The organism is Streptomyces sp. NBC_00012, assembly GCF_045040875.1.
Classification (GTDB): domain Bacteria; phylum Actinomycetota; class Actinomycetes; order Streptomycetales; family Streptomycetaceae; genus Streptomyces.
The window spans coordinates 2,622,740-2,636,148 of the sequence record NZ_CP108309.1 but is presented as its reverse complement, the minus strand read 5'-3'; the positions used below and the strand labels follow the sequence as shown (position 1 = coordinate 2,636,148).

Below are 13,409 nucleotides of genomic sequence, written 5' to 3'. Positions count from 1 at the left end.
CGCTTCGCAACGCAAATGAAAGATTGCGGGCCGTTGCCATTTCCACGGATTTGAAAATTCATCAAGATCTGCGATCGACAGGTACCGTTTGATGTACACAACAGAGCTGACAGAAGCCTGCATCGAGGATGCGAGCAACACCTTGGTTGCGCCTTCGACATTGCAAGATAGTGACCTGATCAGGGACTTCTTCGGGTCCGTAATCACGCCGGAGGACCTTGCTTCTGGTTCGCTCAACCTCGCCCAGAAGACCGTCTACCTGTGTGGCGACATATCTGGGATCAGTCGCCGCCAACTGCATGCGGCTGCCCGGGTATTCGTTATCCGCGAGCTGTCGCATGGCTACCACGAGGATGCCGACAAACCCTGGACCCTCGTCGACCTCGGCCGAGTCCCCATTGGCGTACACGGCGTCGGCGTGTACTACCGGCGCTTTTTCGGACTCGACGCCGATTACTTCGGACGCATCAGTGAGGAGCACGCGTTCCAGTCCCTGACGGAGTCCACCAAGCCTGGAACGGCCCATCGCAGCGGAATCTATCTGACGCCCGTCACGCGAAACGATGACGAACTGCATTTTCGCCTGCTCCGGTGCTCCACGAATCTCTCGGGGCCGACCGAGAGCTTTCGCCCGACCGACACGCATATCGTCGAGGCCCTGAACCGCGAGGCCGCCGCCGTCTTCCGGAACCAGGCACCGCTGAATCACGTCCTTGCTCAGATCTACCACAACACCCTTGCCACGGCGGAGCGCAAGCAGTCCAAGGCCAAGATCTCGGCCCATGCCGACAAGACCAAGGACATGCCCGTCAACGGCATCATGGCCTTCTGTACCTTCTATGACCGGCTCGAAAAGCTGCGGCCCCTGGCTGAAGATGCCTTCGACTACGGTGTGAAGGGCGCCAGCGGGCTGACCAGACTCCACTTCCGCCTCAAGGGGCCGACCGAAGAACACGACGGGGTCGCGCTCCCTCCGCAGTTCACCGTGACTCTCTATCCCGGCTCCGTGTTCTTCATGCCGCTGTCCACCAACCGCCTGTACACGCACGAAATCCGGCCCTCGGCGTTGGACGCCGAATTTCTCCCGACCCGCTTGGGATATGTGGTGCGCTGTTCGAACGCCGAAGCCGTTCACAAGAACGGCAACACGTTCCTCAAATTGGCCGGAGATCTGGTGAATCTGGAGCCACCCACGCCCGCCGGCATGGACGATCTACGCAGGTTGTACGCTGAGGAGAACAGGACCTCGTCCTTCATTGATTACGGCGACGAATTTCTCTTCAGTATGAATACGGGAGACTACGTTGCCCCTCGGGTCTAGGATCTCGGTGGAGATCATCTCGTGCGCTTTGCCGACCGAGGACAATCTCTTTGCGGAGCTGTCCGCGTCGGCTCGCTGGGAAGACGTAGGGAAAGGGCGGCGAGGCGCCGTGCTCACCAAGATCGACGAGGCGGGTGGCGTGCCTCTAGTGCGCACGACCACTCGATACGGCAGCCCGACGCAGCGTTTCCGGGCGGTGCACGAAAGGCTGGCGCGACAGATCCAGGAGCGTGCGGAGCTTTCGGTCGGCTTCAACAACGCTCTCATCGAGAGCTACACGAACGCTTACAAAACCATGGGCAGCCATTCCGATCAAGCCCTCGATCTGGCCAACGATTCGTTTATCGCCGTCTTCTCCTGCTACCAATATCCTGAAGCGGGTCCGCCGAGGAAGCTGATCTTCGAATCAAAGGGGTCCGGTGGCGAGAAGTTCGAGATCCCCCTCGCGCACAACAGTATCGTCGCGTTTTCCGTCGACTCGAATCGGCGACTCAAGCACAAAATTGTATTGGACGCGCCCGTCCAGGCGGCGGAAAACCAATGGCTGGGCGTAACGTATCGAACGTCAAAGACCCTCGTTCGGTTTCGCGACGGACAAGCGCACCTCCCGCAGGGTGCGCGCCTCATGTCGGCCGACGATGAGCAGCAGCGCGAGTTCTACCAACTACGGCGCCGTGAGAACAATGAAACGGACTTCAGCTACCCCTTGCTGACGTACACCATCAGCGAGAGCGATCTGATGCCGCCCGTCTGACCTTGAGGGCCCGCACCGGCGCGTCCCGGTGCGGGCCGAAGTCGCCGGGTCAGGCTCCCACGGTCACCGTGAAGCGGTGCGGGTTGCCGTCGTTGGCGGCGCCCGAGACGTCGGGTTCGCCGTCGGGGCGGACGTCGTCGTAGGGGAAGGCGTAGCCGATCGGGGTGTTGGCGTGGACGACCCGGGACCAGTGGTTGGTGGCCGGGTCCCGGTAGTAGTCGGCGGCCGAGGTGCCGTTCGGCTGGTCGGGGTGGGTGAGCATCAGGGAGCGGTTGAAGCCGGAGGCCAGCCGGGCCAGGAGGGCCTTCTTGTCGTCCGGGTCGCCCGGGTTGTTGGCGAACGGGCCGTGGTTGCAGGTGAAGACGTCCTTGGAGACGGGCTTGGTGAAGCTGTGCCCGCCCTCGAAGGTCAGGACGTCCCCGCTGACCCGGCCGGTCCGGACGCCCCGGCCGCCCTGGAGATCGATCCGCAGGTCGGTGGAGCGGTACTTCTCCCAGACCCGGTCGATGTAGGAAGTGAACACGTCCCGGAACGGCATCTCGTCCGGGCGGTCGAAGAACGGTGCCATCAGGTTCTGTGGCGAGATCACTCGCAGTACGTTGCCGTCCGCGCCGCGGATCACCAGCTTGTCCCACGGCTGGCCGTCGGCGGCGGCCTGGGCGGTGAGGCCGTCCGCGATCCGCTGCACCGCGCCGTCCGGGAGCGGCGCCACGGTGTGCGTCGCGTCGCCGGCCAGGGTCAGGCCGATCGGCAGCGCGGTGACCAGGTCGACGTAGCTGATGTTCGCGTACAGCTGCTGCGGGTTGAAGGTGAACTCGCAGAACGACCAGGTGCGGCCGTAGTTGGCGTCGGTGGACGTTGCGAACGCCGGCTCGACCAGGGCGGGGCCGGGGTTGAGATAGAACGTGAGCGTGTCGTCGCGTACGAAGTAGACGCGGGCGCCGTACATCTGGGGGAGGGTGAGCACCACCGGTCCGCCGCCCGCCGCGTTCAGCGGGATGGCGCAGTCGACGGGCAGTGGGGTCTGCGGGGCGGCGGGGGAGTCGGGTCGGTAGACACTGCCGTCGGCCCGCAGCAGCACCCAGCGGTCGGTGCCCTGCTCGTGGCCGGTGACATAAGCGTTGATCCTGCCCGGCAACGAACGGTTCTCCAGGGCCAGTTCGCAGGTTGCGGGGGCGGCGGAGGCGTTCGGGCTGAGGGCGCTGCCCCAGAGGGGGTAGGTGAGGGCGGTCGCGGTGGCGGCGGCGCCGCCCGTCAGGAACATTCTGCGCGAGATCACGAGAGGACTCCCGAGGTGTGTGGGGGGTCAACCACTCTCGTGAGGGCCGCATCAGCCGTCAAGGCTTATGACTGAGAGCGCTCTCAGAAACGAGAAGTCTTCACAACTCGACGTAGTGTGGGGGAGGTTGCGGCCCGGCGTACCGGGCCGCAACGCGATCAGACCGTGGCGTTCAGGAACGCGGTCCAGGCGGCGGGGGGAACGGTGAGGACGGGGCCGTCGGTCACCTTGGAGTCTCGGATGTGGACGGCGGCGGGGTGGGCGGCCACCTCTACGCAGTCGCCGCCCTGGCCGCTGCTGTAGCTCGACTTGTGCCAGTCGTAGGCGACTTCGATGCAGGCGCCGCCCTGGTCGCTGCTGTAGCTGGACTTGAACCAGGCAAGGGCGGCGGTGCGTGCGTGGGTCATGTCTCTCCAAGCATTTCGTCCAGTAGGCGTGCGCTCGCCTCGACGGAGAGCGCCTGCGAACGCCGCATCCCATATTTCTGCTGGAGCACACTGACGTCATCAGGGTCCTCGTGCAGGTAGCTGGTCAGCTGTCCCTCCACATAGACGAGGTGGTCGTGGTCGGGCATCTCCAGCAGCACCATTGGCCCCGCCAGCCCGGCATGCTTCGGGAGTTTCATCGGCATGATCTGGATTCCCAGGAACGGGAGTTCCATGCACTGACGAAGATGGCGGATCTGCTCCCGCAGCATGGTCGGGTCGCCGATCTGGCTGCGCAGAATGCTCTCCTCCAGCAGGAAGTGGAGCATGGGGCGGGGTTTGCGGGCGAGGAGCTTCTGTCGGTCGAGTCGGCCTGCCACCCACTCCTCCTGTTCGTCCTCCTCCAGAGGTGGGTAGAGGCACGAGAAGACGAACCGGGCGTACTCCTCGGTCTGGAGCAGCCCCGGCACCACCTGGTTCTCGTACCAGAGCAGTGTTACCGCCTCCTGCTCGTAGTCCACGAAGTCCTGTACGAACGCCGGGAAGCGCTCCTTCTTCGGCACCTTCTCCACCGCGACCTGCAACGCACCCTTGGTGTCCAGCAGTTCGTCCAGCTTGACGGCGAAGTCCCATTGCACCTGCGCCCCTGCTCGATCGACGAGATCGTGTCGTCGCCCACCGAGCACCGCTCGGCCGGCGCCGCCTGTGTCAGTCGGGCCGCCTTGCGGGAAGTCGCCAGCTGGGCGCCGATCAGGTGCCAGGAAATGATCCGCTTGCTCTTCTTCTTTGCCGGTTGCATGGACTGCCTCTCCCCGTCGCGAACCCTGGATGACCCGTCAGGGGTCGTACATCTCCGTTGTACGACCCCACGCGCTGCTCAACCGTAGTGACTATGTGTGACGTTGGCTGCGTGAACGAGACAACCCAACTCCCCCACATCCGCGAGGTGTTCCACCGCCGGGAACGCCGATCCTTGCCGCTCGTACGACAGTTCGTGCGTGAGGCCCTCGTCGACTGGGCGTGCGACGGCCGGATCGACGACGTGTTGCTCTGCGTGAGCGAACTCGTCACCAATGCCCTGCTGCACGGCGTCCCGCCCGGTCGCGGGTTTCGCCTCCGGCTCCAACTGGAACCGGACGGCGGCACCCTGCGCGTCGAGGTCCACGACAGCGGTGACGGGGAGGTCCGGATCGCCGATTCCTGGGCGGATTCCGATGAGGAAGGGGGTCGTGGGCTGCGGCTGGTGGCGGCGCTCGCGGACAAGTGGGGGGTGGGGGAGCGGAGCCCCGGCAAGGTGGTGTGGTGCGAGTTCGGGGCGTCGGTGGGGTCTACCGGGGTGGGCGGTGCGTGGGCTATTCCTGGAGCGGCGGCCCTCGACGGGGTCGCTTCCGGTGATGTGGAAGGAGCCTTGCCGTGGATGGCTGGTACGTGGACGATCGCTGCACCAACTGCGACGTCGCCCGACAGTTCGCGCCCGAGCTGATCATCGAGGAGGAAGGGACCTCGCGGATTCTGCGGCAGCCGGGCGATGACGCGGAGAACCGGCGCTTACACGCCGCCGTCTTCGCCTGCCACACCCGGTCGATCCGGCCCGCGTCCGGACAGCCGGATCCCTCGCTCGACCCGTTCCCGATGGCGCTGGACGACGGGGTGCTGGTGTGCGGGCACAACTCCACGCACACCGCCGGTGCCAACTCCTATCTGCTGCGGAGGCCGTCCGGCACGGTCATGATGATCGACACCCCGCGCTGGAGCCCCGGACTCGCCGAGCGGTACGTGTCGGCCACGGGGCCCGTCACCGACGTACTGCTCACCCACCGCGACCACGTCGCGCACGGGCGCCGCTACGCCGACCACTTCGGCGCCAGGCTGTGGATCCACGAGGGCGACCTCGACGCGGTTCCGGACGCGGACCAGGTGATCCGGGGGCTCGATCCGGTGGAGATCGGCGAGGGCGTCACCGCCCATCCGCTGCCCGGCCACACCCGGGGCAGCGTGCTCTACCTCGCGGACGACCGGTACTGCTTCAGCGGCGACAGCTTCTACTGGTCACGTACGACCGAGGACCTCGAAGTCGTGGAGAGCGTGACCTGGTACTCGATCGAGGAGCTGGCCGCCTCCCTGGCGAGGACGGCGGGCAAGTTGCGGTTCGAGTGGGTGCTGCCCGGTCACGGTGACCGGCGCCGGCTGGACGCCGACGAGATGTCCCGGCGGCTGGTCGCACTCGCGGAACGCTCGGCGGAGCTGCGCCCCCAGCCGATCGACTTCACGGCCCTGCGCTGGTGAAAGGCGGTTCTTCGGAGGGCTCACCCGGCGTCCACAGGCGTAGCTTCTCCGGGTTGCGGACCACCCAGATCCGGGTGGCGCGGCCACCGGAGGAGTCGAACGCCGCCACGGTCGCCGTGATGCCCGCGTGCTGGGCGATCAGGCCGGGCGCACCGGCCACCGTACGCTCCAGGAGCCGCAGCCCCGGAGCCTTGTCGGCGATCGCGATCATGTACTGGGCGATGAGCGCGCCGCCCTCGACCGGGCGCAGCACGGTGCCGACCAGGCCGCCGCCGTCGGCGGTCATCACGGCGCCTGGGTCGAGGAGGCCGGCGAGAGCCGTGATGTCCTTGGCCTCCCACGCCTCCTTGACCTGCCGCACCACCTCGGCCTGCGCCGCCGCCGTGCCCGCCGGAGCGCGCTCGGCGCGCACCCGTCGCCGGGCCGAACTCGCCAGCTCCCGGCAGGCCCCCGGGGTGCGGCCGACGATCCCGGCGATCTCGGGAAAGGAGTAGCGGAACACGTCGTGCAGCACGAAGGCGACCCGTTCGGCGGGCGTCATCGATTCCAGGACGACGAGGAAGGCCATGGTCACCGACTCGTCCAGGGTGATCAGGTCGGCGGGGTCGGCGGCGTCGGTGCCGCGCCCGCCGGCCCACTCCCCGCGATCGGGCAGCGGCTCGGGCAGCCAGGCGCCGATGTAGCGCTCGCGCCGGGCCCGCGCGGAGCCGAGCACGTCCAGGCAGATACGCCCGGTCACCGTCGTCAGCCAGGCACCGGGCGACACGACGGCCTCCCGTTGGCTCCGCGGCCGCGCGTACCAGCGGGCGTACGCCTCCTGCACGGCGTCCTCGGCCTCGGCCAGCGAACCGAGCAAGCGGTAGGCGATGTTGATCAGTTGGCGTCGCTCACCGGCGACTTCCGCCGCGCTCCACTGCGGTGCAACCCCGGCCATGACCACTCCCCCCGAGCCCGTCGCCGTTCTCGCCTTGCATTTCGCGGACCTGTGTCGTCGGGCTGGTGAGACCTTATCGATCCACTGCTTCCGGGCGGACAAGGGGACGGCATCGTGACCACGCGGACGACGACAACGACGGCGACCGGGACAACAGCGACGACAACGACGGCCGGGGCAGGGCGCGCCGCCGCATTCCTGCGGATATCGGTCGCCCTGCAGACCCTGACCATCTTCCTCCAGGCGGTCAGCGCCGGTGTGCTGCTGTCCTCGTCGCACGGCGAGCTGCTGCACGGCATCGGGGCGCGCGTGATGTACGGGGCGTCGATGCTGTACGTGCTCGCCGCGGTGCTGGCGTGGCGGCCGGGCGGCGGCTCGCCCCGCCCCATCGGGTACGCGTCCGGCTTCCTCGTCCTCGCCTCGGCGCAGGTCGTGCTCGGCATCGCGCACGTCCCGTCGGTCCATGTCCCGCTGGGCGTCCTGATGTTCGGCCTGAGCGTTCTGGCGCTGGCCCACCACAGCGCGGGAGCGGCACGCGGCCGGGGCCTGTCCGGCGGATCGGGGCCGGACAGGAGCTAGTACCCGTTCCGCAGCGATCAGCCCTCCGGCATTGCGGTCCATGACGTGCGAGTCCGCCGGCCGTGGCGGGCGCGGTCACGCCGCAGAGGCCATGATCGTGGCGAGACATGAGGGGTGGCCGGAGCGAGCACATGGAGGAACGATCGTGGGCACGAACGAGCGGAGGGACACGGCAGGGTTGCACTGCCTGGTCACCGGAGCGTCCGGGTACATCGGTGGGCGTCTCGTACCGGAACTGCTGCGAGCGGGCCACCGGGTGCGCTGTCTGGCCCGCTCCCCCCACAAACTCCGTGACCACCCCTGGGCGGGTGACGTCGAGACGGTACAGGGCGACGTGACGGACGCGGGCTCGGTCGCCGCGGCCATGCGCGGGATCGACGTCGCGTACTACCTGGTGCACGCCCTCGGTACCGGCTCGGCGTTCGAGGACACCGACCGCCGTGCTGCCCGGGTCTTCGCCGAACAGGCGCACTCCGCCGGCGTGCGACGGATCGTCTACCTGGGCGGGCTCACTCCACCGAACGTGCCCGAAAAGTCGCTCTCCCCGCATCTGCGCTCCCGGGCCGAGGTCGGACGGATCTTCCTCGACGCACCGGTGCCCGCCACCGTGCTGCGAGCAGCGGTCGTCATCGGCTCGGGGTCGGCCTCCTTCGAGATGCTGCGCTATCTGACCGAGCGGCTGCCGGTCATGGTCACCCCCAGCTGGGTGCACACCCGGACCCAGCCCATCGGGGTACGCGATGTCCTGCGCTATCTCGTCGGCTCGGCCACCATGCCCGACGACGTCGACCGGGCGTTCGACATCGGCGGGCCCGATGTCCTCACGTACCGGGAGATGATGTGCCGTTACGCCGTCGTCGCCGGACTGCGCAGGCGGCTCATCGTGCCCGTTCCGGTGCTCACGCCGAGGCTGTCCAGCCACTGGGTCGGCCTCGTCACCCCGGTGCCCGCCTCCCTGGCCCGCCCGCTGACGGAATCGCTGCGTCACGAGGTCGTCTGCCAGGAGCACGACATCGCCCGGTACGTGCCCGACCCTCCGGGCCTGCCGCTGCCGTTCGACGAGGCATTGGCCCTGGCACTGCGGCGGGTGCGTGAGGCCCGGGTCGCCACCCGCTGGTCGTCCGCCGCCGTACCGGGGATGCCCAGCGATCCGTTGCCCACGGACCCGGACTGGGCCGGAGGCAGCCTCTACCAGGACGAACGGCAGCTGTCGGTCGACGCGTCCCGAACGGCCCTGTGGAAGGTGATCGAGGGGATCGGCGGCGACAACGGCTGGTACTCCTTTCCGCTGGCCTGGGCGGTCAGGGGGTGGCTGGATCGTTTCGTCGGCGGCGTCGGACTCCGCCGCGGACGGCGCGACGCCGAGCACCTGCGGGTCGGGGACTCACTGGACTTCTGGCGGGTCGAGGAGATCGAGCCCGGACGGCTGCTGCGGCTGCGCGCGGAGATGCGGCTGCCGGGCCTGGCATGGCTGGAAATGTACGCCGAGACGGACTCCGAGGGCCGTACCCGCTACCGGCAACGAGCGTTGTTCCACCCCCGCGGTCTGCTGGGCCACGCCTACTGGTGGTCCGTTTCCCCTTTCCATTTCGTGGTCTTCGGTGGCATGGCCCGCAACATCACCCAAGCCGCCGCCAAGGGCATGAGCGCGCACGGAGCCTCGTCGCACGGCGAGCGCGCCCGAAGCTCCCGGCGATGAGCCGGCCGACAGGGCCTGGCGGCACTGGCGGCGGCGGTGACGGCGGGCGCCGAGGCTGATCCCGCGTATCCGGCAGGCCACTCACCGTCCACTTGGACTTACGCAACGCGGTTGTTGGACTGGAGCGCTCCGAGTCGTCGCAGGTCGTTGACGGTGTCCGGTCACGGGGACTACTCAGAGCACATGTCGCGAAGATTCACTTCGGCGGGCGCTGTCGCCGCCGCCTCAGCCGCCGTCCTGGCGCTGGTGGGGACCGTGCTCCCCGCCACCGCCGCCGCTTCTCCCGCACCCGCCGCAGTCGGGCCGGCCGTACCCGCGGGCGCCACCGTCATCGGATCCGCCCAGCTCTCGGTCGCCGTCGCCGACGACTTCCCGCGCGTCCTTGCGTACACCGACAAGGCCACCGGCAGTCAGCTGTTCGGCAGTACCCAGCCGGTCACCGCCGTGACCCTGAACGGCACCGCGCACCCGGTGAAGCTCAAGGGCGCCCCCGTGGTCACCGCCTCGGCCGCCCGCTACAAGCTGGTCTTCACCGACCTGCCCGGCATCGAGATCGACGCCTCGCTCTCCGTCTCCGGACGCGCCACCACCTTCAAGGTGACGGCCGTCCGGGACACCGAGGCGTTCCGCGTCGGCACCATCGACATCCCCGGCCACGACCTGGTCTCCGTCGGCTCCACCGACACCGGCGGGGCCACCGCCTTCACCCGGCTGGACAACGACTCGACGAAGACCGCCGATGTCTTCGCGAAGGTCACCGCGGACACCGCCGCCGACAAGGCGCCGGTGGGCGCTTCGTACGCGATCGTCAACACCGGTTCGCTGGCCGCGGCCGTGGAGTCCAACTCCTCCTACGACAAGCCGTCCGGTGCCACCGGCGGCGACGACGCCCGGTTCTGGCACCAGGCCCGCAAGGCCGACGACGGCAGCGTCCGGGTCGGCGTCTGGTCCGGGCAGTGGACCTACCGCGGGGACGGGGCGCCGAAGCCGGAGAGCGGGGACAACCTGCCCTGGGCGAAGGTCGTCGTCACCCCCGACGCCAACGGTGACAAGGCGGTCGACTGGCAGGACGGCGCCGTCGCGTTCCGCTCCATCGGCGTCGTGGCGCCCGGCAGCAAGGACACCCCGGACCGGGTCGTCACCCACATCCCGTTCAACTTCGCCAGCCAGGCCACCCACCCCTTCCTGCGCACCCTCGACGACGTCAAGCGGGTCTCCCTCGCCACCGACGGCCTCGGGCAGCTCGCGATCCTCAAGGGCTTCGCCTCCGAGGGCCACGACTCCGCCCACCCCGACTACGGCGGCAACTACAACAAGCGCGCCGGCGGGCTGAAGGACCTCAACGAGCTCCTGAAGGACGGGAAGAAGTGGGGTGCCACCTTCGGCGTCCACATCAACGACACCGAGGCGTACCCGGAGGCCAACGCCTTCGACGAGAAGCTCGTCGACAAGACCAGGCCGGGCTGGAACTGGCTCGGCCAGAGCTACTACATCGACCAGCGCCGCGACGTGAACAGCGGCGACCTGGCCAGGCGGATACAGCAGCTGCGCGACGAGACGGACCAGAACCTCAGCCTGCTCTACTTCGACGTCTACTACACGCACGGCTGGATCCCCGACAAGACCCTCCAGGAAGTGCAGCAGCAGGGCTGGAACGTCGCCACCGAGTGGGCCGACAAGTTCGAGCGCGGCTCGCTCTGGTCGCACTGGGCCAATGACCTCGACTACGGCGGAGCCACCAACAAGGGCCTCAACTCGAAGATCATCCGGTTCATCCGCAACGGCGAGAAGGACGTCTGGAACAACGACCCGGTCCTCGGCCAGACCGCCATCGAGGAGTTCGAGGGCTGGACCGGCGAGACCGACTGGAACGCCTTCACCGACAACATCTGGCAGCGCAACCTGCCCGCCAAATACCTCCAGCAGCAGAAGATCACCCGCTGGGACGGCAACGACATCACCCTCACCGGCGGTGTCCGGGGCACGGTCGAGGACGGCAAGAGGACGTTCTACGACCACGGCCGCAAGGTCCTCAGCGGCACCGACTACCTGCTGCCGTGGGACGGCGGGAAGAAGCTGTACCACTACAGCAAGTCCGGCGGTACGAGCAGCTGGGCGGTGCCGTCGAACGGCACGTACACCGTCTACGAGCTCACCGACAACGGCCGGGTCAAGACCGGCACGGTCAAGCCGGTCGACGGGAGGATCACGCTGACCGCCGAGGCGGGGCAGCCGTACGTCCTCTACCCGCAACAGGCCCCGAAGGCCGCCGACCCCAAGTGGGGCGAGGGCACCCCGGTCGACGACCCGGGCTTCAACGACGCGGGGCTGACCGCCTGGTCGAAGACCGGCACCGTCGCCCGGGAGACCGACGGCAAGGGTCTCAACAGCGCCCGGCTCTCCGGCAGCGGTACGGCCGCGCTCTCGCAGAGCATCGACGGCCTCGCCCCCGGCAAGCGCTACACCGCCTCCGCGCTCATCGAGGTCCAGCCCGGGAAGACCCGGCACACCACGCTCTCGATCGGCGGGAAGTCCGTGGCGGCGGACCGCTCCACCGTCAAGGACCAGGTCGCCGCGTCCGAGCGGCACGGCACGTACTTCCAGCGGGCCAAGGTGAACTTCACCGCCCCCGCGAACGGCAGCACCACCCTGCGCATCGAGGCGGCCGAGGGCAGCACCGCGAACGTCCGGGCCGATGACGTACGCATCGTCGCCAATGCCCCGACGACGAAGAAGAACACCGTCTCCTACGAGGACTTCGAGGCCGTGGACCAGGGCTGGGGCCCCTTCCTCAAGGGCGACGCGGGCGGCTCCACCGATCCCCGCACCGTCATCTCCCAGCTGCACGCCCCGTACACCCGGGCCGGCTGGAACGGGAAGCTGATCGACGATGTGATCGGCGGCAAGGAGTCCCTCAAGTCCCACGAGGAGAACGCCGGACTCGTCTACCGCACCGCCCCGTGGACCGTGCCGATGACCGACGGGCACCGCTACGAGGTCGAGTACGACTACCAGTCCAGCCACGCCGGTGCCTACGAGTGGGTCGACGGCTACGACCGGATCACCGCCGACGGCAAGCCCGACTCGGTCGAGACCCGCACCACCGCCATCGGACAGCAGCGCACCACCGGCCACTTCGCCGAGACCGTCACCGCGGGCTGCGGCGACACCTGGACCGGGCTGCGCAAGCGCGGTGACGCCCCCGACGGCGCCGACTTCGTGCTCGACTCGTTCACCGTGACCGACCTCGGCCCGGCCCCCGAATCCGAGCAGGCCGCCTGCGGCACCCTCGGCGTCGAGCCGGCCGCCGAGACCCTGGAGCCGGGCACCGCCAACACCGTCAAGGTCTCGTTCACCAACTACGAGGCGACGGCGGCGACCGGTGTCGCACTGAGCCTGTCCGTACCCGAGGGCTGGCAGGCGGAGCCCACCGGCGCCGTCGCCTTCGACTCGGTCGCGGCGGGCGCCGGGGTCACCGGCAGCTGGCGGGTCACCCCGCCGGTCGACGCCGAGTACCAGGTGTACGGCCTGAGTTCCGAGGCGGAGTACACGGTCGGCGGAGCGCAGCGCACGCTCGGCGCGCAGACCTCCGTACGGACCCTGCCGCCGCCGCCCACCACCGACAGCTGGGCCAGCGACCTGGACTGGACGGCCTCCGAGAACGGCTGGGGCCCGTTGGAGAAGGACCTCTCCAACGGTGAGACCGGCACCGGTGACGGCTCCCCGCTGACCATCGGCTCCACCGTCTACACCAAGGGCCTCGGCAGCCACGCACCGGCGAAGATCCGCTACTACCTGGGCGGGAAGTGCACCTCGTTCACCGCCGAGGTCGGCGTGGACGACGTGCAGAAGGCCGCCGGCAGCGTGCAGTTCTCCGTCACGGCCGACGGCACCGAGAAGGTGAAGTCGCCCGTGCTGAAGGCGGCCGACAGCGCCTGGTCGCTGACGGCTGACGTCACCGGGGCCAAGTACGTCGAACTGGTCGTCGGTGACGGCGGCGACGGCAACGGCAACGACCACGCGGACTGGGGCGACGCCCGCTTCCACTGCGGCGGCTGACGCGCTCCGGTGCGGGACTGGTGCGCCTGGTGGGCGCACCCGTCCCGCATCACGCACGCGGTCGCGGTCTTCC

At 68.6% G+C, this 13,409-nt stretch carries 9 protein-coding genes and 2 pseudogenes; 7 read left to right on the top strand and 4 right to left on the bottom strand.

Going from position 1 to position 13,409, the window contains the following annotated elements:
• Positions 1-91: 91 nt before the first annotated feature.
• Both OHA19_RS12060 and OHA19_RS12055 read left to right on the top strand, forming a co-directional pair.
• Positions 92-1,321 carry a hypothetical protein gene (locus OHA19_RS12060; RefSeq protein ID WP_405750199.1) on the top strand — a complete coding sequence of 410 codons (1,230 nt, stop codon included), beginning with the start codon at positions 92-94 and terminating at the stop codon, positions 1,319-1,321.
• The gene (locus OHA19_RS12055) at positions 1,305-2,075 is read left to right on the top strand and encodes a hypothetical protein (protein ID WP_405750197.1); all 771 of its coding nucleotides are present in this window, start codon (positions 1,305-1,307) and stop codon (positions 2,073-2,075) included. The genes OHA19_RS12060 and OHA19_RS12055 overlap by 17 nt, the downstream gene beginning before the upstream one ends.
• Before the next feature lie 49 nt (positions 2,076-2,124).
• On the opposite strand, the gene OHA19_RS12050 is transcribed toward OHA19_RS12055, so the two are convergent.
• The 3 genes and pseudogenes from OHA19_RS12050 to OHA19_RS12040 all read right to left on the bottom strand — a co-directional run bounded on the left by OHA19_RS12050 (position 2,125) and on the right by OHA19_RS12040 (position 4,578).
• Complete coding sequence (locus OHA19_RS12050; RefSeq protein WP_405721900.1) at positions 2,125-3,339, bottom strand: glycoside hydrolase family 64 protein; 1,215 nt, start codon at positions 3,337-3,339, stop codon at positions 2,125-2,127.
• A gap of 173 nt (positions 3,340-3,512) precedes the next feature.
• Positions 3,513-3,761, bottom strand: coding sequence for a DUF397 domain-containing protein (locus OHA19_RS12045; protein WP_405716804.1), 249 nt, complete (start codon positions 3,759-3,761; stop codon positions 3,513-3,515).
• Positions 3,758-4,578, bottom strand: a pseudogene (locus tag OHA19_RS12040) (helix-turn-helix domain-containing protein). Before OHA19_RS12040 ends, OHA19_RS12045 begins: the two are co-directional and overlap by 4 nt.
• Positions 4,579-4,689: 111 nt before the next feature.
• Between OHA19_RS12040 and OHA19_RS12035 the strand changes: the two are divergent.
• Both OHA19_RS12035 and OHA19_RS12030 read left to right on the top strand, forming a co-directional pair.
• A pseudogene (locus OHA19_RS12035) lies at positions 4,690-5,094 on the top strand (ATP-binding protein); the annotation flags it as partial.
• A gap of 98 nt (positions 5,095-5,192) precedes the next feature.
• Positions 5,193-6,065, top strand: coding sequence for an MBL fold metallo-hydrolase (locus OHA19_RS12030; RefSeq protein WP_405750194.1), 873 nt, complete (start codon positions 5,193-5,195; stop codon positions 6,063-6,065).
• On the opposite strand, the gene sigJ is transcribed toward OHA19_RS12030, so the two are convergent.
• Positions 6,046-6,999 carry an RNA polymerase sigma factor SigJ gene (gene sigJ / locus OHA19_RS12025; protein ID WP_405750192.1) on the bottom strand — a complete coding sequence of 318 codons (954 nt, stop codon included), beginning with the start codon at positions 6,997-6,999 and terminating at the stop codon, positions 6,046-6,048. The genes OHA19_RS12030 and sigJ overlap by 20 nt on opposite strands.
• A gap of 114 nt (positions 7,000-7,113) precedes the next feature.
• On the opposite strand from sigJ, the gene OHA19_RS12020 reads away from it, so the two are divergent.
• From OHA19_RS12020 to OHA19_RS12010, 3 genes are all read left to right on the top strand, one after another.
• On the top strand, positions 7,114-7,578 hold the full coding sequence (locus OHA19_RS12020; protein ID WP_405716807.1) for a hypothetical protein: 465 nt from the start codon (positions 7,114-7,116) through the stop codon (positions 7,576-7,578).
• A 145-nt stretch (positions 7,579-7,723) separates the two neighbouring features.
• Positions 7,724-9,277 (top strand): SDR family oxidoreductase, encoded by a 1,554-nt coding sequence (locus OHA19_RS12015; RefSeq protein ID WP_405716808.1) that lies wholly within the window; start codon positions 7,724-7,726, stop codon positions 9,275-9,277.
• A 183-nt stretch (positions 9,278-9,460) separates the two neighbouring features.
• On the top strand, positions 9,461-13,336 hold the full coding sequence (locus tag OHA19_RS12010; RefSeq protein WP_405750190.1) for an endo-alpha-N-acetylgalactosaminidase family protein: 3,876 nt from the start codon (positions 9,461-9,463) through the stop codon (positions 13,334-13,336).
• The last annotated feature ends 73 nt before the right edge of the window (positions 13,337-13,409 follow it).

What these genes read in the sequence shown, in the direction of transcription:
- OHA19_RS12060 (WP_405750199.1), top strand. Translation starts at nt 92, where the DNA reads ATGTACACAACAGAGCTGACAGAAGCCTGCATCGAGGATGCGAGCAAC.
- OHA19_RS12050 (WP_405721900.1), bottom strand. Translation starts at nt 3,339, where the DNA reads ATGTTCCTGACGGGCGGCGCCGCCGCCACCGCGACCGCCCTCACCTAC.
- OHA19_RS12045 (WP_405716804.1), bottom strand. Translation starts at nt 3,761, where the DNA reads ATGACCCACGCACGCACCGCCGCCCTTGCCTGGTTCAAGTCCAGCTAC.
- sigJ (WP_405750192.1), bottom strand. Translation starts at nt 6,999, where the DNA reads ATGGCCGGGGTTGCACCGCAGTGGAGCGCGGCGGAAGTCGCCGGTGAG.
- OHA19_RS12010 (WP_405750190.1), top strand. Translation starts at nt 9,461, where the DNA reads ATGTCGCGAAGATTCACTTCGGCGGGCGCTGTCGCCGCCGCCTCAGCC.